Below are 21,544 nucleotides of genomic sequence, written 5' to 3' on the forward strand. Positions count from 1 at the left end.
TGGGGTAGGCACGTCGCGTCACACCCGATTCTGAACCCAGCAGATTCCCTCCCGCAATTTTGGATGGCCTGTCCTCCAGCCTCTAAGTAGCCGGTGCTCCGTTTTGCCCCCACCATCATGTTGAGCTCATGGCGTGAAACGTGCCCCCTGCGAAGAGTGGGGCAGAGGCTGTCTGCAGGCAGGCCAAGCATGAAGGCGGATCTGGAGATTCCAGGTCCGCCTTCTGTGTCCACCCGCCTTCAGTCCGCCGCAGCGCCCGTTACTTCCGTCTTGAGCAGGGCGGGAGTTTCCCTCACTGGCCGCTTCAGGACGCCCAGCAGCACTGTGCTGATGGCCGTGCCCACCACGATGGCCACCACGTACATCGGCAGGTTGACCACCGCGTTGGGGATCAGCAGGACGAAGACGCCGCCGTGAGGCGCGCGCAGCAGGCATCCGGCCGCCATGCTGATCGCGCCGGCCACCGCCGAGCCTGCCATCAGCGAGGGGATCACGCGCAGCGGGTCACGCGCCGCGAAGGGAATTGCGCCCTCGGTGATGAAGGCCAGCCCCAGCACCCCGGCGGCCTTGCCCGCCTCCTGCTCGTCGCGCGTGAAGCGGTTCTTGAACACCAGGGTGGCGAAGAACAGCGCCAGCGGCGGCGTCATGCCGGCCGCCATCGCGGCGGCGATAGGCCCGTAGACGTTGGAGCCCAGCAGGCCCACCGAGAAGGTGTAGGCGGCCTTGTTGATCGGTCCGCCCATGTCAAAGGCCATCATCAGGCCCAGCACCGCGCCCAGGACGCCCGCCGAGGTGTCGCCCAGGCCCTGCAGCCAGCCCGTGGCGGCGGTCAGCGCGGCGGCCACCGGGCGGCCCACCACGTAGATCATGGCCAGTCCGGTGATGGCCGTACCCAGCAGCGGCAGGATCAGCGTGGGCTTGAGGCCCTCAAGGGTGCGCGGCAGCCGGATGCCCCGGTTGAGCCACAGGGTGACGTACCCGGCCAGAAAGCCGGCCAGCAGGCCGCCCAGAAAGCCGCTGCCACCGCCCAGCGCCAGCAGGCCGCCGATCATGCCGGGCGCGAGGCCGGGCCGGTCCGCGATGGAAAAGGCGATGTAGCCGGCCAGCACCGGCACGAATAGCCCGAAGGCCCCAGCGCCGCCGCCGATCTGGCTGAGGGCCGCGCCGAAGCTGCCGGGCGGGGGGTTGATGCCCCCGAAGGCGAACGACAGCGCGATCAGCAGCCCGCCGGCCACCACGAAGGGCAGCATGTGCGACACCCCGGTCATCAGGTGTTTGTAGGCGCTGGGCACGCCCGCGTTCCTGGCGGCCTTGGCGGCGCCGGCCTGGGCGACGAAATCGTCCCCGGCCCCCACCGCTGCCCCGGTTCCCGTTCCGTACGGCGTCGCCTCGGCCAGCGCCCGCTGCACCAGCGCCTGCCCGCCCGCAATGGCGGGTTTGGTGCCGGTCTGGTACACCCGCTTGCCCGCGAAGCGCGAGAGGTCCACGTTGGTGTCCGCCGCGATGATTACCACGTCGGCCCCGGCGATATCCTCGGGCGTGAGCGGGTTGCCGGCGCCGACGCTGCCCTGCGTTTCCACCTTGACGCGGTGGCCCAGCGCCCTGGCACCGTTTTCCAGCCCCTCGGCCGCCATGAAGGTGTGCGCGATGCCGGTGGGGCAGGAGGTGATGCCTACGATGCTGAGCGGCCGGGCCTCTGACGCGGGCGCAGCTGGATGTGTGGCCGGCGCCGGGCCCGCGCTGTCCGTGGCCTGCGGCGCCGTGTTCGGGGTGACCTGCGCGATCACACCTGCCGCGCCGCGAATGGCCTCGCGGGTGCTGGTCCGCACGACGCGCTTGCCGGCAAAGCGCGTCTCGTCCACATGCACGTCGGCGGCCAGAATCACCGCGTCGGCCGCCGCGATCTCGGCCGGGGTCAGGGCGTCCTGCGCACCCACGCTGCCGTGCGTCTCGGCCCGCAGCTCGTGCCCGGCCGCCTGCGCCGCGCGCCGCAGCGCCTCGGCGGCCATGAAGGTGTGGGCGATGCCGGTGGGGCAGGCGGTAACAGCAACTAGCTTTGCCATGGGGAGTCCTCCTGGGAGGGGAGAGGGGGAAGGGGCCGGGGTCCGGCGGTCCGGTGGGCGAACGTCATGTCTTTTCCACCTGACGCAGCGTCTCGATCACGACCTGCGCCGCGAAGGCGTCCAGGTCCGTGCGGGACGGCAGGTGCGCGCCCAGGCGGGTGATCGCGCCCAGACTGAAGGCGGTGGCGCGGCGGGCTGCGCCGGCCAGATCCAGGCCGTCGGCGTGCGCCGATACCAGCCCGGCCACCATCGCGTCGCCTGCGCCGACCGTGCTGGTGATGCGGACGCGGGGGGGAACGGCGCGCACAGCGCCCTGTGCGCTCACAAGCAGGGCGCCGCGTTCGCCCTGCGAGACCGCCACCAGCGAGGCCCCCCGCCGCAGCAGGTCCCGCGCCGCCTCCAGCACCTCGGCCTCATGCGTGAGAGATCGGCCCAGCGCCGCCTCCAGCTCGTGAATGTTCGGCTTGACCAGATCCGGCAGCGTCTGTGCCGCCAGCGCCGCCGTCAGCGCCGCGCCGCTGGTGTCCAGCGCCACAAAACAGCCCGCCGCCCGCAGCGTCCCGGTCAGTCGGGCGTAAAAATCGGCCTCCACGCCGGGCGGCAGGCTGCCGGCCAGCACGAATGTACCGTGATCGCCGCCGAGGGCCGCAAGGCGTGAGCCGAGTTCGGCCAGGGCCTGTGGCGTGGCCGCCAAGCCCGGCAGGTTGATGTCGGTGGTTTCCTGCGCCTCGCCGTCCACCAGCTTGACGCCCACGCGGGTGGCACCGGGCACACGCACGAACGCGTCGTGAACGCCCTTGGCCCGGAACAGCGCCTCGAAGGCCGCAGGGTTGCTGTCTCCCAGCAGGCCGGTCGCCGTGACCCGCAGCCCCCAGTCGGCCAGGAAGGCCGCCACGTTCACGCCCTTGCCGCCCGCGTCCAGCTGAAATGATTGTCCGCTGTTCACCTGGCCCTGCCGCCAGCCGTCAGCGTGGACCGTCAGGTCGAGCGCCGGGTTCAGGGTCAGGGTGGCCATCCGGGAGGACAGCGCCGTCATGCCGTCGCCTCCCCGCGCCCGGCAGGCCGGACCAGGGCGCGCACCGCCTCGGCGGTGGGCTGCGTCAGTGCCTCGCGGGCCAGCGCCTGCAACTCGGGCAGGGTGCGCCCCCGCAGGGCGGCCTTGACCCCGGCGATCTGCGGCGTGCTGACCGAGAGTTCCCGGACCCCCAGCCCTGCCAGCATCAGCGCGCCCACCTCGTCGCCTGCCGCGCCGCCGCACACGCCCACCCATTTGCCGTGCCGGTCGGCGGCCTGCACGGTCAGCGCAATCAGCTGCAGCACGGCAGGATGCATCGCGTCGGTCTGGCGGGCCAGTTGCGGGTGCAACCTGTCCATGGCCAGGGTGTACTGGGTCAGGTCGTTGGTGCCCACGCTGAAGAAATCCACCTCGGCAGCCAGGGCGCCGGCGATCAGCGCCGCCGAGGGCACCTCGATCATGACGCCCAGCGGCACCTCGGGTGCGCCCAGTTCAAGGCGCACGGTTTCAAACAGGGCGCGGGCGCGGCGGAAATCCTCCAGCGTGGAGATCATCGGGAACATCAGGTGAACGTTGGCGTGATCCCTGGCCACCCGCGCCACCGCCCGCAGCTGCGGCAGGAACAGATCGGGGCGTTCGAAACACAGCCGGATGCCGCGCAGCCCCAGGAAGGAGTTGTCCTCGCGGGCCAGGCCCAGGTACGGCACCTCCTTGTCGCCGCCGATGTCCAGCGTGCGGATAATCAGCGGGCGGCCTTCCATGGCCTGCGCCATCGCGCGGTACTCCTGCTCCTGCTCGTCCTCGGTGGGCACGCTGTCGCGTTCGAGAAACAGGAACTCGGTGCGCATCAGCCCCACGCCCTCGGCCCCGGCCTCCAGCGCCGCGAGTGCGTCGGCGGCGCGGTTGATGTTGGCAGCCACCTCCACCCGCACGCCGTCGCGGGTCGCGCCGGGTTCGAAACGGGCGGCGCGGGCGGCCTCGCGGCGCCTTTCCAGCAGGCCCTGGCGTTCGCGGGCCGCCTGCACGTCCGCCTCCGAGGGGTTCAGGTACAGCCGCCCCGCCGCGCCGTCCAGAATCGCGGGCGTGCCGTCGGGCACGTCCAGCACTCCTCTGCCTGCCGCCACCACGGCGGGCAGCCCCAGCCCACGGGCGATGATGGCGGTGTGGCTGGTGGGGCCGCCCTGCGCGGTCACGAACCCCAGCAGCGTGTCCGGCCCCAGCCGCGCCGTGTCGCTGGGCGTCAGGTCCGGTGCCAGCAGGATCACCGGGCCGCCGGCCTGCACCTCCGTCTCGCGCAACCCCAGCAGCTGCCGCAGCACCCGCCGCTGCACGTCGCCCAGATCGGCGGCGCGGGCGGCCAAGGTGGGATCGTCGAGCCGTTGCAGCTTGGCAATGCGCTCCCCGCTGGCCGCCTGGTACGCCCAGGCCACGCCGTGCCCGTCCAGGATGCGCCCCACCGTGTCCTGCACGGTGCCCTCGTCGGCCAGCAGCTCCTGATGGGCGCGGAAGATGGCGGCCCGGTCCGCGCCGGATTTTGCCTCCACGTCCTCGATCACCGTATTCAGTTCGGCGTGGGCGGCGGCCAGGGCGTCGTTCAGCCGGGCGGCCTCCTGCACCGGATCGCCGGGTTCGTCGCGCACCTCCAGTGGCCCCGACGCGTGCTGCCGGGTCACGCCCACCACCAGGCCGTCGGCGGCGGCCACCCCATCCACGGTGGCGCCCACATGCTGCGGCGCCCACTCGGGTTCGCGGCGGGTGGGGGCAGCGCTGGCAGGCGTGGCGCTGAGGTCATCGCCCAGTCCGGCGCGGATGGCGTCGGTCACTGCGTTCAGCAGCTCGCGGCTGTCCGAGCTCACCGTCAGGGGCGTGCCGTGCGTCAGGCCCAGCGACAGCACCTCCATCAGCCGGGTGGCGTCGGCACTCTCGCCCGAGGCGCGGGTCAGCCGCACCCGGCCCCCACGCGCACGCACCAGCGCCGCCAGCCCGGTTGCGGGCCGCGCGTGCATTCCCAGCGGGTTGGGCAAGGTGACCTGGGCGGTATGGGGCAGCGGCGGCGCGGTGTCCGGTACGGCGGCAGAAGGCCGTTCCCCGGTCAGCGCCTCCTGCACGTCGCCCGCGTCGGTGGTGGTGCAGAGCCGGTCCACCAGCGCCCCGTCACTCAGCACGCGGGTCAGGCGCCGCAGGATGTCCAGGTGTTCGTCGCTGGCCGCGGCGATACCCACCACCAGACGCACGGTCTCGCCGCCCTCGCCCCACGCCACGCCGCCGGGCACCTGCAGCACCGCGATTCCGGTCCTGCCGATCAGGTCCCGCGTTTCCGGCGTGCCGTGCGGAATGGCGATGCCGCTGCCCAGGTAGGTGTTGGCCTGCTCCTCGCGGGCCAGCATGCCGTTCACGTAGTCCGGCGCGACGTTGCCCGCGGCGCTGAGCAGCGCGGCCACCTGGGTGATGGCGTCGGCCTTGCTGCCGGCCTGCGCGCCCAGCCGGATCAGGTTCTGCGGAAGCTCAACCATATCTACCCTCCCTGCGCGGCCGCACGGGTGGGCCGCATGATGGTTCCTTTTGACGAATTATGATTACTTTTGAGCAATTCAGATCATAAGCTGGAATCGGCGAAAATGCAAGTGTCGGTTCACGGCCGGAGGAAGGTGGGCGTTAGACGGACTATTCCCCGGACAGAATCAGTGGTTGAGGCGGTCCCCCGCGCTCAAACAGGAACTGTTGAGATTTTCTGGCGCAACGCGCTCGCTCGGGCCAGAGGCATCATCCGGCAGAAACATCTGACGAAGTTTGAGCAGTTGTGACGGGTGCGCTACCATTTCCCCAGATGACCGCTCCACTCGCCGAGGAACGCCTGACCCGGATTCTCGATCTGCTGGCCCGCCAGGGCACGGTCCGCACCGTCGCGCTGACCGAGCACCTTGGCATCAGCGGAGCGACGGCCCGGCGTGATCTCGATCTGCTGGCCCAGCGCGGCCTGATTCGCAAGGTGCACGGCGGCGCGGCGCTGGCCAGTCAGGACCAGCGCTACAGCGACCGCCAGCAGGCGGAACAGGGAGCCAAGGCCCGGCTGGCGGCAGCCACTGTGGCGCTGCTGCGGCCAGGGCAGACGGTGTATCTCGACGCCGGAACAACGGCGCTGCAGGTGGCCCAGGCCCTGCGCCGTACGCCCGCGCTGACCCGCACGCTGCGGGTGGTCACGCACGCCATAGACGTGGCCTACGAACTCAATGGCGAGTGTCCGCTGTACGTGGTGGGCGGCGAGGTCTACGGCTCGACCTACAGCCTGACCGGCCCCGACGCGCTGGCCACCGTGGAGCGCTATTCCTACGACGTGTTTCTGGTGGGCTGCACCAGCATCGACCCCAGTCGGGGTCTGACCAACAGCAATCTGGTAGAGACGCACCAGAAGTCGGCGATCATGCGCCGCGCCGCGCAGAGCCTGCTGATTGCGGACCACAGCAAGTGGGGGCATGCGGGCTTCGCCACCTTCGCGGGACTGGGCGATGTCGCGGCCTGGGTCACCGACTGCGCCCCGGCCGACGCGCGCGCCGCGTTCGGGGCGGCGGGAACGCGGGTGGTCGAGGCCGATACGCTGGCCAGCGACGTGACCTGAGGGCGCGGCAGGAGCGCGCGGTTCGCCCGCTGAACGTGGTGGGGGAGGGGAGGCGGCAGGCGCCCCCCACCCGGCGCGCCCGGTCCCTCACGCGGCGGGCTGCGCCACGCTAACGCACGTACGACGCCCCGTTGATGTCCAGCGTCGCCCCGGTCATGTGCCGCACCAGCCCGGAGGCCAGGAACACCACCGTAGCCGCCACGTCCTCCGGCGGAGCAGCGTCTCCCAGCGGAAACTCGCGGGCCAGGTCCGCAGCGTGCTCGTTCAGGTACGCCTCAGCCATCTCGGTGCGGACCCAGCCGGGCGCCACCGCATACGCCAGAACGCCCTCGGCGGCAAAGCCGCGCGCGACCGAGCGGGTCAGCGCGATCACGCCGCCTTTTGACGCCGCGTAGTGCATGGCGTCCGGCTGGTCGCCCCGGAACGCGGCCCGGCTGGCGATGTTGATGATGATGCCGCCGCCCTGGCCCCTGAAGTGCTGGATGGCTTCCCGGCAGGCCTCGGCCACGCTGAGCAGATTGACCTGCAGGGTTTCTTGCCAGACGCTGGCCCACGCCTCCAGGGGGTCATCCACCGTGACCGAGGGCGCAATGCCAGCATTGTTGACCAGCACATCGACCCGGCCCTGCCAGTCGGCGGCGGCCTGAAACAGCCGGGCTGCCTCGCCCCCGCACGCCAGATCCCCGCTCAGGACGTGAATTCGCTGCGCGCCAAACTCTTCAAGGAGCGCCTCGCCGCCGTGTCCGCTGCGGCCCAGATGGGCGGCCACCGACGCCCCCGCCTCCAGCAGCCCGCGAACACACACGGCGCCGATGCCGCGTGAGGCTCCGGTCACCAGCACCACCTTGTCATTCAGATTGATCATGCCCGCCATTGTCTCTCCCCGGACCCCCAAGGCGGGAGGGTCATCCGGGACGGACGACCGGGCCAAGGATACGCACCCGGCAGAGGAGGCCGGGAAGCCCCGCGTCCGGCCCTCCCGGCCGAGTGCTTCTTGGCCCAGTTTCACTTAGCCCAGTGCCGCCAGCAGAAAGGCGTACACGTCGGCCTTCTCCTCCAGAATCAGCCGGGTGGGCTTGCCCGCGCCGTGCCCGGCCCGCGTCTGCACGCGCAGCAGGGTGGGGGCCGCGCCCTGCTGGACGCGCTGCAACTCGGCGGCGAACTTGTAGCTGTGCGCCGGAACCACCCGGTCATCGTGGTCCCCGGTGGTCAGCAGCGTGGGCGGGTAGGCCTGCGCTTTCAGGTTGTGCAGGGGACTGTAGGCCCGCAGCACCGCAAAGTCCTGCGCGTCCTGGCTGCTGCCGTAATCGCTGACCCAGGCCCAGCCGATGGTGAAATGCTGGAAGCGCAGCATGTCCAGCACGCCGACGTGCGCTACCGCCGCGCCGATCAGTTCGGGATGCTGGGTCAGCGTGGCGCCGACCAGCAGGCCACCGTTGCTGCCGCCCTCGATGCCCAGATGCCGGGGCGAGGTGTAACCGCGTCCGGTCAGAAAGCGGGCGCAGGCGGCAAAGTCGTCGAAGACGTTCTGCTTTCTTTCCCGCGTGCCTGCCTGGTGCCAGTCCTTTCCGTACTCGCCGCCGCCGCGCAGGTTGGCCACCGCCAGCACGCCGCCCGCCTCCAGCCAGGCCAGCCGTGAGACGTCAAAGGCGGGCGTGAGGCTGATGTCGAAGCCGCCGTAGCCGTAGAGCAGGGTGGGATGTGAGCCGTCCAGCGTCAGGTCCCGCCGCGCCACGATGAACAGCGGCACCCGCGTGCCGTCGGGGCTGTCCGCAAACTCCTGGCGAACCTCGTAGCCGCCGAGGTCCACGGCCAGTTCCGGCGTCCACAGCAGGGTCAGGGCGCCGCTGGTGACCTCCAGCCGGTACCCGCTGGCCGGGGCGAGAAAGCTGGTGAAGGTAAGAAAGACCTCGTGACTGCCGGATTCACCGCTCAGCGCGGCCACGGTCCCCAGGCCCGGCAGGGTGACCGGACGGGCGTGCTGGCCGTGCCGGTCCACCAGCGTCAGGCGGCTCGACGCATCTTCGAGGGTATGCAGGACGAAGCCGCCTGCCACCATCTCGGCCCCCAGCAGGCGGTGCTGGCCTTCAGGCACGATGTCCCGCCGCTCGCCGGTGCCCAGGTCGTGCGAGATCAGGCGGCCCAGCGGGGTCTGGTCATCCGTCAGGAAGTACAGCAGCGGTCCATCGTTGCCGACGAACTCGAAGCTGGCCCCGAATTCAGCCACCACCTCCTGAAAGGGCCCGCTGTCCCCCAGGGGCCGCACCCAGATCAGGTTCTGGCGGGCGGTGCCCTTCCAGACGTTGACGATCAGCCATGCCCCGTCCTCGGTCACGGTGGTGCCGAAGCCCCACTCCGGCTGGTCGGGCCTCTCCAGGACCAGTTCGTCGGCGGCCTGGGGGGTGCCCAGGCGGTGCAGCCACAGCCGCTGGTTCAGGTTGGCCCCGCTCAGGCGCTGTTCCTCGCCGGGGCGGTCATAGCGGGCGTAGAGGAAGCCGCTGCCGTCCGGGAGCCAGGTCGCCCCGCTGAACTTGCTGTCGGGCAGGACATCAGGCAGGTCCACGCCGCTGGCGACGTCGCGCACCCGCCACTCCTGCCAGTCGCTGCCGCCCGTCGAGACGGCGTAGGCCAGCCGGGAGGCGTCGCGGCTGACGGCCAGACCGCTCAGCGCCACCGTGCCGTCGTCCGACAGCGTGTTGGGGTCGAGCAGAACCCGGCCCTCGGCGGTGGGCGAGTCCATGACGTACAGCACGAACTGGTTCTGCAGCCCGCTGTTGCGCAGCTGGAAGTACGCCCTGCCCTCCTTCCACACGGCGCTCCGGCGAGGGTAATTCCAGAGTTCACCCAGCCGTTCCAGCAGCGCTGCGCGCTGGGGCAGCGCGTCCAGCACCATGCGGGTCAGGGTGTTCTGGTCCTCGACAAAGGCCTGGGTCTCGGGGCTGCCGGCGTCTTCCAGCCAGCGGTAGGGATCGGCAACCACCTGACCGTGGTAGGTGTCGGTGTGGGTGCTGCGGCGCACGGTGGGAGGGGTCGGGGACGGGGGCAGGGCCATGCGTCAGCCTAGAGCCGACCTGCTGGCGGATGGAAGGGTGGGGACTTCATGTGCGGCTCAGCATCGCGCCGGTTCGTGGGGGCACGGAGAGGGCCAGGACCGTGTCAATCCGGAATCCACTACACCTGACCCCAATACCCCATGCCCGAGGATGAAGTGTCGGCTCAGGGTCGCCCGGAAGACGTGCTGACGCCAGAACTGCTGACCATCGTGTTCTGGCCCGAAGTGCTCAGGATATGTGCCCCGGACAACGCAAGGCCATACCTCATTCTCTCCGCCCGGGCCTGTTGAGGATCCGCTCGGGTATGGGTAGACCCAGCCCAGCGCCACTGGCGGCGGTGCCGTCCCCCCGGCGGGCATGTCTACACTGACCGACATGGAATCCGTGACATCGATCTGGAACGAGCTCAAGCTGATGCAGGGCCTGCTGGTGGCCTTTGTCCTGAGCGGCGCGATCGGCTGGGAACGGGAGCGCCTGCACCGTAGCGCTGGCCTGCGGACGCACATGCTGGTGGGCATGAGCGCGGCCCTGTTCGTGGTGCTGGCCGAAACCCTGATCACCTCGTTCGGCGGCGATGACGAGGGGGTTCGTTTCGACATGATCGGCCTGCTGGGCGCGGTGGTCAGCGGCATCAGCTTTCTGGGCGCGGGCGCAATTTTCTCGGACCGGGGCCGCAAGGCCAAAGGGCTGACCACGGCGGCGGGCCTGCTGGCCACGGCGGGTGTGGGCGTGGCGTGCGGCCTGCACCTGTACGTGCTGGCCACCGGCGCCACCCTGCTGTTCCTGTTCACGCTGGCGGTGGTCCGGCGTCTGACACAGGGCGAGGATGGCAACTCCGCCGAGGACGAGGAATAGGGGGAATCGCCTGGCTCTGGGCGAGAATTCTGGAGGAAGGCTGCAGCCTGGCGGATAGCTCGGCCGGCTCCCGGGTCGCGGCCGAGAAGACATTTACAGCACGGCTGATCCGCTGTCAGGCAGCGCGCCGTACCTTTCCCATAACCTTCAGGGCAGGGTCCGCAATCTGGTCCTGATTGACGGCACAGATCACATCCACCACGTGCTGACCGACGACAAGACCGAGAGAGGAACTTCTTCAAAAGCCGAATCTGGCCGCTGGCAGCCGTGGAACAGCAGTCCGGCCAGTCCGCATGAACCGAAGGCCAGCGGGCGTCCTGCAACGTCGTCCCGTGGGCGCTGCTGGATTCCCCCGACTGGACGCCGTTTTCCGAATTGCCTTTAGGCAAGCCCGGGGTTATAAGATCATCGGGTGTCATTTCCCTACAACGGCCCAGAAGCGCACACGCTGGCGCTCCTGGAAGCCGCCCAGATAGCCTATTCTTACCCCACCTGGACCACCACTCTTCAGGGGAACGTGGTGACCGCCAATGCCGCCTTGCTGGAGTATCTCGGCGTGGGCCTGGAACAACTGCGTGAAGGGAAGCTCCGTGCGGCCACTCACCCGGAGGACCAGGACGGTCTTCTGGTGCCTGTGGCCGGGGAGTCCAGGGAGATGAGGCTGCGCCGTCATGACGGCCAGTACCGCTGGTTTCTGGTCACGCCCACCCTGCTGGAAGACGGGCATGCCCAGGGCTGGATCATGGCCGCGGTCGACATTGACGGGTACCGTGGCCGCCATCAGGCCGCAGCCGAGGAGCAGTCTCTTCTCCAGGGCATCATCGACGGAAGCAGTGACTGCATCAAGGTTCTTGATCTCGACGCGCGCCTGCTCAGCATGAACGCCGGTGGAATGCAGGTGATGGAGATTGAAGACTTCAGCGCCTGCCGTCTGGCGTTCTGGCCAACCTTCTGGGAAGGTGACACGAGGTTGCAAGTCGAGCGGGCGTTGCAGGCCGCCCGTGAGGGGCAGTCTCAGGTGTTTGAAGGAGCGGCCCACACCTTTAAAGGCACCCTGCGCTTCTGGGAGGTGGCGGTCAGCCCCATCCGCGACAGCGGCGGTACGGTACGCCGCCTGCTGGCCATTTCACGCGACATCACGCCCCGCAAACGTCAAAACGACCTGATGGCCAGTCAGAACCGGCTGCTTGAGCAGATTGCCACCGGGGAACCCCTCTCCGAGGTGCTGCTCAACCTCTCCCAGTTTATTGAGCAGCAGAGCGACGGGCTGTTGTGCGCGGTGCAGCGGTACGACGCGCGTACCGGCAAGCTGTTTGTGATGAGTGCTCCGAGCCTGCCCCCGGCCTACACGGCGGTGATTGATGGCCTGAGTGTGGGTCCTGATGCGGGTGTCTGCGGCGCGGCCGTGTTCCGGCGGGAACCGGTGGCGGTGGTGGACCTGTCCCTTGACCCGGCGTGGCCCGAGGACCGGCAGCAGGCGCTCGCGCATGGCCTGCGCGCCTGCTGGTGTTTTCCGCTCGTCAACCGCGAGGGTGAGATCCGGGGGGCTTTCGCCGTGTACGGGCGGCAGCCGCGCCCGTTAACGCCGGACGAGGAACAGCTGCTCAATGTCGCCGCGCACCTGGCCCAGGTGGCCTTCGAGCGGGACCACCTGCTGCAGGCTGGGCAGCAGGCACGCCGGGAGCGCGACGAGAACGCCGCACTTCTGGACGCGTTCTTCGACACTGCCCCGGCCGGCTTCGCCTTCTTTGATACCCAGCTGCGTTTTCAGCGCCTGAATCCGGCGATGGCTGCCTTGACGGGTCACCCCACCGAAGCCCATCGGGGCCGGAGCGTGGCTGAGCTGCTGCCCGGCTTTCCGGACGCCTCGCAGCCGCTTGAGGCTGTTCTGAGCAGCGGCGAGGCGCTGTCGGACGTGCTGATCACCGGGGAGACCCTGGCCGCCCCGGGCGTGACTCGAAGCTGGAACGAACGCTTTTTCCCAGTCAGGGACGCGGCCGGCACAATCCTGGGTCTGGGGGCGATTGTCAATGACGTGACAGACCAGCTGCGGGCACAGCAGGCCCAGAAGCACAGCGAGGACCGCTTCCGGTCGCTGGTCGAGGCGTCTGTCCACGTGGTGTGGACCACGGATCCGCAGGGCTCGGTGACCGACAGGCTGCCCACCTGGGAAGTATTCAGTAACGTCACACACGAGCAGTTGAAGGGATTCGGCTGGCTCGATACCCTGCACCCCGAGGACCGCCCACAGACCCTCGCGCTGTGGGAACAGGCCGTTCACTCGCGCAGCCTGTATGAGGCCGAATATCGCCTGCGCCGCGCCGACGGCGTGTACCGCCTGATGCTGGCGCGTGGCGTTCCCGTGCTGGAGACGGACGGCACGATCCGAGAATGGGTGGGCAGCTGCACCGACATCACCGAGCGCCGGCAGACGGAAGCCCAGGTGACGCGGCTCGCGCAGATCGTCGAGGCGAGCAGCGACTTTATCGGCATTGCCAGCCTGAGTGGAGAGGCGCTCTACGTGAACCGCTCCGGCCGGGACCTGCTGGGGCTGGGCGAGGGGGAAGTGGCCGGCACCGCCGTGATTGATTACTTCTCGGCCCAGGAACAGCCGTGGGTTCGGGAAGTGGCCCTGCCCACCCTGTTTGAACAGGGCCGCTTCCAGAGCGACGCTCATTTTCAGCACTTCCAGAGCGGTGAACTGGTGGCGGTCAACTGGAACCTGTTTCTGATTCGCGATTCTGCGACCGGTGAACCGACCGGCATCGCGACGGTCAGCCGGGACATCCGTGAGCGCAAGCAGATCGAAGAGGCGCTGCGGGAACAGACTGAAATTCTGGGCACGTTAAACCGGATCAACGAGGTCATTTCCGGTGAACTGGACCGTGAGCGTCTGGTCCAGGCCGTCACGGACGCCGGAGTTGAGCTGACCGGCGCACAGTTCGGGGCTTTTTTCTACAACTTTGTCAACGAGCGGCAGGAAACCTACATCCTGTACGCCCTGTCCGGTGCGCCGCATGACGCCTTCGCCGGGTATCCGATGCCCCGCAACACCCGGGTGTTCGGGCCGACCTTCGCGGGTGAGGGTGTTATCCGGGTGGGGGACATCACCCAGGACCCCCGCTACGGACACAACGCCCCGTATCAGGGCATGCCCCCTGGCCATCTGCCGGTCAGAAGCTACCTGGCGGTGCCGGTGATCTCGCGGTCAGGAGAGGTGCTGGGCGGCCTGTTTTTCGGGCACGCCGAGGCGGACGTCTTCAGTGAACGTGCCGAGCAGCTGGCCGTGGGGCTGGCGGCCCAAACGGCGGTGGCCCTGGACAATGCCAGGCTCTACCAGCAGTTGCAAGACAGCCACGCGCAGCTTGAACGCCGGGTGGAGCAACGCACCGGTGAGCTCGAAGCCCAGGCCATGTCGCTGGACGCCTTCGCTGCGTTTGCCGAGGCGGTGGGCACGGAAACGGACGTGCGGGTCCTGGCGCAACAGGCGATCACCGTGCTGCTCACGCGCTTTCCTACCGATACCATCGGATACTACGAACCTGCCGAGGGCCTGTGGAAGCTGCAGGCCTGGACCGAGGACATCGAGACCGAGGTGCTGGAAGTGCTGAAGCGGGGGCTGTCGGCCGAAACCCCCTCCATCGCGCAGGTCCTGAACACCCACGCCGCTGTCTTTGTCAACGCGTGGGACGCAGACCGCGAACGTATTGAAGGCACCGAGACCTACGCGGCGGCCGGTGGATATCCCGTGGTGGTGGACGGCGTGGTCAAGGGCATCCTGTCCATCGGACGCAGGAAGACTCGGGAGTGGACGGAACGCGACAAGGCGCTGTTCAGTGCGGTCGGACGCAGCTTCACCCTGGCGCTGGAACGGGCCTCCCAGACCACCCACATCCAGGAGCAGCGCGACGCCCTGGAGGCCCGCTCTCAGGCGCTGGAAGCCTTTGCACTGTTGACGCGCGATCTGAGCGTCGACGTGGATCCGCTCGCGCTGGTCCGGCGCGCCCAGGAGATCTTGATGTCGCTGCTGCCAGAGGGCTACACGCTGTATTGGCAACCCGACGGGGCACACTGGGTCAGCCGGTCGCAGGTGGGTCCGCTGGGGCACCCGGAGTTGCAGGGGGTGGTGGATGCCGGATTGCCACGTGGTCAGGCGGCCACCCTGGACCGCGCCTGGCAGACGCGGCAGGCCGTCTACGAGGATCCCTACCCGCAGGGGGCAGACACCCGGCCCGAGGTGGTGGCGCATGTGCGCGCGGCGGCGATGCTCCCGGTCGTCGTGAACGGCGAGCTGCATGGCATGATTGGCGTGGGTCTGTTTGTCCAGCGGCGCTGGGCCAGGATCGACCGGGCGGTCCTGGAGACCGTCACGCGCAGCCTGGGCCTCGCCCTGGAAGGAGCAGAGAGCGCCCGGGCCTTGCAGGAGCGCACGCAGGAGCTGGAACGCAGCAACTCAGAACTCGAGAAGTTCGCGTACGTGGCGTCGCACGATCTCCAAGAACCCCTGCGCACCATCTCCAGTTTCTCTGAGCTGATCAACCGCCGCTACGGTGAAGTACTTGACGAGCGAGGCCAGCAGTACCTGCACTTCGTGAGCAGCGGCGCGCAGCGTATGAAAGGGCTGATCGATGATCTGCTGGTGTTTTCCCGCCTGAATGCGGTCCCGGACCCGCACAGTCTTCTGAAACTCGAGGACCCGGTTCAGGAAGCGTTGCAGCGGCTGCATGCGGCACTGGAGGAAAGCGGCGCGGTGGTGCGCTACGGTTCGCTGCCGCGGGTGTCCGGCAGCCCGACTGAACTCACCCAGCTGTTCCAGAACCTGATCGGCAACTCGGTCAAGTTCCGCCGGGAGAATGCGGCGCCGGTCATCGAGATCGCGGCGACCCTGGAAGGCGAGATGTGGCACGTGACCGTGCAGGACAACGGCATTGGCTTTGAACCCCATTACGCCGAGCGCGTGTTTCAGATTTTCCAGCGCCTGCACACGCGGGATGAATACGACGGGACGGGCATGGGGCTGGCCATTGTGCGCAGGATCCTAGAACACCACGGAGGCCGCATCTGGGTCGAGTCCGAACCCGGCGTGGGCAGCACCTTCCACTTTATGCTGCCGGTGGCGCCGGCCAACTGAGAAGTATCCCGGTTGAACAACCATCAAATAACTGAGAAATCCCCGAGTGAAAGGAGAAAGAAAGACAGTCGTGGATGGGCTGGAATCCGGATGGGCCGTCCTGCCCACGGCGGCTGGTGGGCAGCTCCGATGCGGTGGCCCTGGGACAGCTCCGGCCCGAGGGTCCTGACAGGCCAGGGCGTTCCTTACCAGCCGGCCAGATCGTCCTTGAGGTCGTCGGCCGCAAGCCGGGCATAGCCCCGGCGGGTCGTGTCCACCGAGGCGTGCCCGAGGTGTGCGGCCACCCGCCCGAAATCCTTGACCTGCTGCAGCAGCCGGGTGCCTGCGTACTTGCGTCCTGGATGAAAGCCGCGGAATGGAACGCCCGCAGCCGTAAACACCCGAATCAGGTGGTAGCGGGCCGCCTGCTGAGTGGCGTAGCGGAAGACATACTGCGGCGCGCGGCCGCTGGGACGGTACCGGGCGTGTTCAGGAGCGCCAGGGCCGTACAGCGCCCGGAAGTGCCGCGCGGCGCGGGCCAGCCGCACGCTCATGGTGACGCGCCTCGCCTTGCGGCCCTTGCCGGACGTGACGTGAATGCGGCGGCTGACCTCATCAATGTCGTCCCAGGTGAGGGCCAGCGCCTCGCTGATCCGCAGCCCCGCGTGCGCCATCAGGAAAATCAGGAAGGTGGTGTGCGGGTCAGCGTGTTCCAGCACCTCCACAAGTTCATCCTCGGTATACGGCGGCCGCTTCTCGATGCCGGAGGTTGGGTCCCTGGGCACCCGCACGTCCCGGAAGGGATCAGCCTCGGTGGCTCCGGCCCAGCGCAACGCGCGGTACAACGCGCCGGCCGCGGCGACTTTGAGCTGCACGCCGGCGGGTTTGCGGCCCGCGGCAAGCATGGCCTGAACGTAGCGCTGCGGGGCGTGGCGGTCGGGCCGCAGCAGCGCCACCGCCTGGGTGTCGGCGTACACCAGAAACTGTCGGATGCCCAGCGCGTACGCCTCCAACGTTCGCGGACTGGTCAGGATGCCGCTCGCCGCGTGCTGGGTCAGGTACGCCAGGCTCAGGGACACCAGGGTATCCGCGTCCCGGTCGCGGGCGGCGGTCACGGCACGCCGGCGCAGCTCGTCGTCGTGAAGGCCCAGCCAGATGTCGGCCTGGGCCAGGCGGTCCCCCTGGTACGGGACCAGGGTCACGGGGTCATCCCAATCCAGCGCCGGCGGAGAATGAGGAGACTCGGGAAGGTCATGACCCAGTCTACATAATTTCACCTAAGGCTGCTTAGGTGAAATTGTCTCTTCTGCGTGCAAGTCTGAAGCGGCGCCACCCTTCCCCCTGATGTTCCGGTTCTGACCGGGCGCCCGTCTGCACAGCAAAGTTCGGTGAGATGCAGGCTGGCGATTGCCGACGTCGTGAGTCGGCTCTGCCGCCCGGCTGCCGCCTCTCCCTTCGCCGGGTTTTTCAGTCGTCGCTGTCCACTGAGCTGGACCTGCATGGTCCACCCGCATGAAGAGTGACGGAGGACAATTCCCGCTGGCAGTTGAATCTGTCTTTTACAGATAATTCATCGCGGTTCGTGTGAAAGTTAAAATCAGTCAAAATAAATACCGGCTGGGACGATGTTTTTTGACCGTCCTCACAGGAGGGCCGTAGAGGGGCCTGCGAATAGCGTCCCGGGGTTTAGCCGCCGCCGGCTTTTTGGGCCGCCAACAGCTCTAAGCATCTGCGCGGGCGAGGAGGGATGTCTGGCCACTCGCCCCGCAGCGGCGTCTGCCTGCGGCCTGTTCGAGGGCAGGGGGACCAGCGTCGTGGTCCTGTCGCTGTGCCTACGCAGGAAAGAGGCCGACGCAATGTCTTTTGTGGGTGTCCAACTGTCCCCGGACAGTGATGGTGACGGTGGAAGGGTAGCCCAGATGTGGACGACGCTGCGCACCGCCCACATCTCCGTCGTCGCCACGCGACCTGCCCATGCCGCCGCCCTGAGACAGGCCCCTGTCAGAACGCGGAAAGGTGCAGGCTGAAAGGCTGCGGCCTATGATCGGTGCGCCCCGCCCTCCTGATGAATACGCCCGGTTGCTGGACCTAGCGCACTACGAGATTCTCGACACGCCCCGCGAGGCCGCCTTTGACCGGATTGCCCGGCTGGCCGCCCGGCTGCTGGGGACCCCGGTGGCGGTGATCAACCTCGTGGACCAGTACCGTCAGTGGGGCAAGGCGGCCGTGGGCGTCGCCGACACCACCGCGCCGCGCCACGACTCGTTCTGCGCCTGGACCATCCTGAATTCCACGCCCCTGGTGATTGAGAACGCCAGGTCTGATCCGCGCTTTGCCCACAATCCGATGGTGACCGGGGAAGCTGGCATCTACATGTACGCGGGCGTGCCGCTGACGACCCCCGCCGGCCACCGCATCGGCACGCTGTGCGTGACAGACGACCAGCCGCATCCGCTGAGCGCGGCGGACCTCGAGGCGCTCACGGACCTGGCTGAACTGGTGGTGGCCGAGCTGGAACTGCGCCTCCGCAATCTGGAGCTGGCCCGTGAACTGAACGCGCAGGTCAGCCGCAACGCTGAGCTGCAGCGGGGTCTGGACCACGCCCATGTGCTGGAGGGTGTGACCGGTCTGATGGACCTGGACCTGTCGCCCGAGGAGATGACGCTGGCCGCCTCGGCCCTGCTGGGCGAGGGACTGAATGCCGACTACATCGGCCTGCTGATCTTCGAGCCCCAGGGGCTGCGGGTGGAAGTGGCGTACCACGCCGTCCAGGCGCCCCCGGCCCTGCGTAGCATTTCCCTTCAGCCGTCCGAATGGCCCGGCACCGTCACCTGGATGGTGCGGGAGCTGGCCCGGCCCCTGTACGTGGACGATTATCCGGGATACCCCGGTGCCCTGACGGGGGCCATTGACGGTGGGGTTCAGCAGATCGCGTGGCTGCCACTGGGCACGCGCGGCGAGGTGACCTCGCTATTGATGGCGATCCGGCACGTGGACAATCCTGTGCAGCGCTGGCGCGGCAGTGACCGGGCGCTGCTGGAGGCGGCAGGACGCTGCGTGCGGCGTGCCCTGGACCGTCAGATGGACATGGAACTGGCCCGCCAGGAGGCCCGGCGAGACGCGTTGACCGGGCTGCTCAACCGCCGTGCGCTGGATCAGGACCTGCCCCGGCGGCGCGGACAGCCTTACCTCCTGGCCGGAGTGGATCTGGACGGACTCAAGGCACTCAACGACGCTGAGGGCCATGCCCAGGGTGACAGGCTGCTGCAGGTGTTTGCCCGCACCCTGAAAGTCACGGTGGGCGACGCCGGCGAGGTCTATCGGCTGGGCGGTGACGAGTTCGTGATTCTCAGCGACGCGGATGAGGACAGCGTCCAGGACGCGGTGGACACGGCGGTGCTGGCTGCGCGGCAGGTGGGCGCCCTGCTTGGCGCCAGCGTCGGGCTCGCACATGGGCACGAGGGCGATGGGGCGGCGCTGCTGGTCCTGGCGGACCAGCGCATGTACGCCGTCAAGCACCGGCGGCAGGCGGCGCGTGCGGCCCTCAGTGGCGCTCAGGATAACCTGCTGGTGACGCGCTGAGCAAAGTAGCGCGGACGCACGCAGATGCGCCCGAGCAGAGCGGCGAGCTCCATGTTCACTTCGGGCCGGTTAAGGACGGGAGTGGCGCTGGGGGACATGGAACCTCCGGAAACCAGACTGGAAGGCCAGGATAGGGTGCAGGTCCTGTCACCGGGGGCGTAAGTCCTGCATCGTGCCGTGCTGGCGCCGGGCCTCAATTCAGCTGTTGAGAAGGCGTGGGCTGGGCGCCGGGACGCGCGGAGTCCAGCAGTTCACTCAGACGCTGCGCTTCTATGGGTCGCGCAAGAAAGTAGCCCTGCGCAAAATCACAGCCGAACCCCCGCACCGCCTCCAGCTGGGCCTGCGTCTCGATGCCCTCGGCCACCACCTGCAGATCGAGGGTACGTGCGATGCTGACGATGGCGGTGATCAGGGCCACCGCGTACTGGGGCGCGCGGCGCGGCGAAGCGAGGTCTTCGATAAACGAGCGGTCAATCTTGATACAGCCGATGGGCAGGTCACGCAGGTAGGCCAGCGAGGAGTACCCGGTGCCGAAGTCGTCGATGGTGATTTCTGCGCCCAGCCGCCTTAAGCCGTGCAGGGCGGCCTGCACCAGGGCCGGATGCTGCATGACCGCGCCCTCGGTCAGTTCCAGTTCCAACCTGCGCGCGGGCAGCCCGCTCAGCAGCAGGGCCTGCCTGACCTCGTCGACAAAGTTGGGCTGGGCGAACTGGACCGGCGAGACGTTGACTGTGACGGTTCCGTCCCAGCCGTGGTCTTGGTGCCAGCGCCAGGCCTGCATGCACGCCTGCTCCAGCACCCAGCCGCCCACCGGCATGATCTGGCCGCTGGCTTCCGCCATGGGAATAAAGGTACTGGGCGAAATCGCGCCGAACTCGGGATGGGTCCAGCGCAGCAGGGCCTCAACCTTGCACAGCTCCCCGGATTCCAGGTGGTAGATCGGCTGGTACATCATGCTCAGCTGCCCCCTGGGCAGCGCCGACTGGAATTCGCGGGTCAGCAGGGTGGTGCGTTCCAGTTCCTCGTCAAGCGCCGCGTCGAACCGGCGCACGCCGTTGCGCCCGGACCGCTTGATCTGATACATCGCGGCGTCCGCGTGGCGCAGCAGTGTTGCGGCGTCCTGACCATCTTCGGGGTGGACGCTGATGCCGATGCTGGCGCTGAGCTGCAACTGGTGTGCGCTCACGGTGAAGGGCAGGGCCAGCTCCGTGAGCAGCCGCTGGGCCAGAGCAGTGGCCCGCGCCGACGACCCGCCCCGGGCCACCACCACGAACTCATCCCCACCCACGCGGGCCGCCAGATCCTGCGGCGCCAGCGGTGACTGCAGGCGCGCGGCGAATTCCTGCAGCACGTGGTCGCCCGCGCTGTGGCCCAGCGTATCGTTGACTATCTTGAAACCGTCTACATCAATAAACAGCAGAGTGAAAGGCTCGCCGCGCCCCACGGCCCCGGCGAGCTCTCCTTCCAGCCGCAGACGGCTGGGCAGGCCCGTGAGCAGATCGGTGTGTACCAGGCGACGCAGCACCTGGGCCTGGGCCTCGATGCCGGAGAGCCGGTCCTTGTATCCGATAAAGCCCTGGGTGAGGGACAGCAGGGTGAGGTTGGCCAGCAGCAATTCGGTCAGCCCGAACAGCACGCCCCCGGTCTGGGGCGTCCAGCCGTTGACTGCCGCGTATCCAACGCTGCACAGCGTCATGGCCGCGAAGAACACCAGGGTGACGCTGCGTGCCAGCCTCAGGCTGGGAATAAACAGCGACAGCATGTACACGGCCGGAATCCAGAAAAACGATTCGGACATCTCAGCCTGGATTGAATGCCCGGACGGGGGAGCGTAAAGGATGTAGATCAGCTTGCCCAGAAAGAACAGGCACGACGCCAGCACCACCGTGGTGATGACCCCGTCTGTGGAGCGCGGCCTGCGCCACAGCACCAGTTCCAGGACGATGAGCCCCAGGGCGAGTGCGGGGTAGGCCAGCCGGTCAAACGGCGTGCTCTGTCCGGCCAGGGGATCGAGCCAGGCCCCCAGGACAAAGGCCAGCGCCGCCATCGGAAGTGCGAGCAGGAGGATGCGCCGCCACCCATCCTCTCCGGCCGAACGTGCCAGTAAATACGTAACGAGCCGGTTCATCTTCACCGCGATAATAGGACACTGTCATGGCCAGGCCGACTGCACATCGCGCTGGCCCGGGGTTACGTCCCATTTAACAGGCGCAGCCTCACGGAGACCTGTGGTTCGCGTGTGAAAGACGG

At 68.3% G+C, this 21,544-nt stretch carries 11 protein-coding genes; 4 read left to right on the plus strand and 7 right to left on the minus strand.

Annotated features, from left to right (window positions below; translation table 11 throughout):
- Window positions 1-239 precede the first annotated feature (239 nt).
- The 3 genes from IEY31_RS16920 to ptsP form a co-directional block, all read right to left on the minus strand.
- A complete protein-coding gene (locus IEY31_RS16920) occupies window positions 240-2,063 on the minus strand; it encodes a PTS fructose-like transporter subunit IIB (protein ID WP_188974135.1) in 1,824 nt (607 codons plus the stop codon).
- A 64-nt stretch (window positions 2,064-2,127) separates the two neighbouring features.
- Window positions 2,128-3,099 (minus strand): 1-phosphofructokinase, encoded by a 972-nt coding sequence (gene pfkB / locus IEY31_RS16925; RefSeq protein ID WP_188974136.1) that lies wholly within the window; start codon window positions 3,097-3,099, stop codon window positions 2,128-2,130.
- Window positions 3,096-5,591, minus strand: a complete 2,496-nt coding sequence (ptsP, locus tag IEY31_RS16930; protein WP_188974137.1) for a phosphoenolpyruvate--protein phosphotransferase — start codon at window positions 5,589-5,591, stop codon at window positions 3,096-3,098. The genes pfkB and ptsP overlap by 4 nt, the downstream gene beginning before the upstream one ends.
- Before the next feature lie 314 nt (window positions 5,592-5,905).
- Between ptsP and IEY31_RS16935 the strand changes: the two genes are divergently transcribed.
- Window positions 5,906-6,694 carry a DeoR/GlpR family DNA-binding transcription regulator gene (locus IEY31_RS16935; RefSeq protein WP_188974138.1) on the plus strand — a complete coding sequence of 263 codons (789 nt, stop codon included), beginning with the start codon at window positions 5,906-5,908 and terminating at the stop codon, window positions 6,692-6,694.
- A gap of 109 nt (window positions 6,695-6,803) precedes the next feature.
- On the opposite strand, the gene IEY31_RS16940 is transcribed toward IEY31_RS16935, so the two are convergent.
- Both IEY31_RS16940 and IEY31_RS16945 read right to left on the minus strand, forming a co-directional pair.
- On the minus strand, window positions 6,804-7,559 hold the full coding sequence (locus IEY31_RS16940) for an SDR family NAD(P)-dependent oxidoreductase (protein WP_188974139.1): 756 nt from the start codon (window positions 7,557-7,559) through the stop codon (window positions 6,804-6,806).
- A 144-nt stretch (window positions 7,560-7,703) separates the two neighbouring features.
- Window positions 7,704-9,746: a prolyl oligopeptidase family serine peptidase gene (locus IEY31_RS16945; RefSeq protein WP_188974140.1), complete on the minus strand. Its 2,043-nt coding sequence runs from the start codon at window positions 9,744-9,746 to the stop codon at window positions 7,704-7,706.
- 376 nt (window positions 9,747-10,122) lie between these two features.
- On the opposite strand from IEY31_RS16945, the gene IEY31_RS16950 reads away from it, so the two are divergent.
- A complete protein-coding gene (locus IEY31_RS16950; RefSeq protein ID WP_308424338.1) occupies window positions 10,123-10,602 on the plus strand; it encodes an MgtC/SapB family protein in 480 nt (159 codons plus the stop codon).
- Between the two features lie 412 nt (window positions 10,603-11,014).
- Window positions 11,015-15,733: a PAS domain S-box protein gene (locus IEY31_RS16955; RefSeq protein ID WP_188974141.1), complete on the plus strand. Its 4,719-nt coding sequence runs from the start codon at window positions 11,015-11,017 to the stop codon at window positions 15,731-15,733.
- A gap of 185 nt (window positions 15,734-15,918) precedes the next feature.
- Here the strand turns inward: IEY31_RS16955 and IEY31_RS16960 are convergent, their stop codons facing one another.
- On the minus strand, window positions 15,919-16,914 hold the full coding sequence (locus IEY31_RS16960; RefSeq protein ID WP_188974142.1) for a tyrosine-type recombinase/integrase: 996 nt from the start codon (window positions 16,912-16,914) through the stop codon (window positions 15,919-15,921).
- Window positions 16,915-17,752: 838 nt separating this feature from the next.
- On the opposite strand from IEY31_RS16960, the gene IEY31_RS16965 reads away from it, so the two are divergent.
- The gene (locus IEY31_RS16965) at window positions 17,753-19,294 is read left to right on the plus strand and encodes a sensor domain-containing diguanylate cyclase (RefSeq protein WP_188974143.1); all 1,542 of its coding nucleotides are present in this window, start codon (window positions 17,753-17,755) and stop codon (window positions 19,292-19,294) included.
- 193 nt (window positions 19,295-19,487) lie between these two features.
- Here IEY31_RS16965 and IEY31_RS16970 read toward each other — a convergent pair whose 3' ends face one another.
- Entirely contained in the window at window positions 19,488-21,422 is a 1,935-nt protein-coding gene (locus IEY31_RS16970) for a putative bifunctional diguanylate cyclase/phosphodiesterase (RefSeq protein WP_188974144.1), read from the minus strand.
- Window positions 21,423-21,544: the final 122 nt, after the last annotated feature.

Source organism: Deinococcus aerolatus (genome assembly GCF_014647055.1).
GTDB lineage: Bacteria > Deinococcota > Deinococci > Deinococcales > Deinococcaceae > Deinococcus > Deinococcus aerolatus.